General features: G+C 47.6%; 1 protein-coding gene. It reads left to right on the forward strand.

Annotation, left to right across the window (positions count from 1 at the left end; genetic code table 11):
• On the forward strand, positions 1 to 669 hold a 669-nt coding region (locus GQY27_RS21185; protein ID WP_160037245.1), incomplete at its 5' end, for a transposase.
• Positions 670 to 925 lie beyond the last annotated feature (256 nt).

Raw genomic sequence — 925 nt, forward strand, 5'->3', positions numbered from 1 at the left:
ACGCTCCGGCTCTTCCCATTACCGAAGGAAATTAGCCGGTTATCCACTGAACAAGTTCTGGCTGGCTGGAAGCAATACGTGAAACGTCATGCTGGCGTCAAACGTGCAGAGCAACTTATTACACTTGCGAAATGCAGTGTGGGTGCCACGCACGCTCTTCACGCCTACAAACTTCATCTAGAGCAACTCTTAGAAGAGTATGACTTAGCTCAGCGTCAACTTGAACAGATTGAGCAGGAAGTCCACATGATACTGGGGCGTATTCCCTATGCTCAAAAACTGCTTGAAATCCCAGGCGTCAATGCAACAAGCTTAGCAGGCATTCTTGGCGAGGCTGGCGATCTAAGCGCTTATGCACACGGAAATGCTCTACTACGCCATGCCGGATTAAACCTAGCTGAAGCAAGTTCTGGGAAGTGGCGAGGAAAAATGGTGCTTAGCAAACGTGGTCGCCCACGTCTGCGCCATTTCCTCTATCTCGTGACCATGTGTATGGTGATGACCAACTCGGAATTTCGGGCTCTGCACCACTACAACGTGAAGGAAAAGAAGGTAAAGAAGATGAAGTCGATTATGAAATTGATTGGGAAAGTTGCACGTATGCTTGTCTGTCTTGCTAAAAGCGGCAAAACTTACGACTCGACTAGAATTTTCCTACAAGCAGCATAAAGCTAATTGATCCTCGCCGGTTCATGCATTCGCAGGATAACATAGCACGGAGTATCGGGAGACATTAAACAAAAGGGCTCGGACCCGTTCCGTTAGAAAGACCGACCTCCACCCCTTAGTTAGATGTGACGAAGGAATGAAAGGGCGTATGACCCGTTGAGACATGGGAGTGAAAATCACTAAGGCGAAGTGGAGACGTGCATATATGGAATGTTATGGGTATTCAACGAATACCTCTGTTTTCCTATGCCCTTTT

Origin of the sequence: Paenibacillus sp. An7 (assembly GCF_009870785.1) — a bacterium.
Classification (GTDB): Bacteria; Bacillota; Bacilli; order Paenibacillales; family Paenibacillaceae; genus Paenibacillus.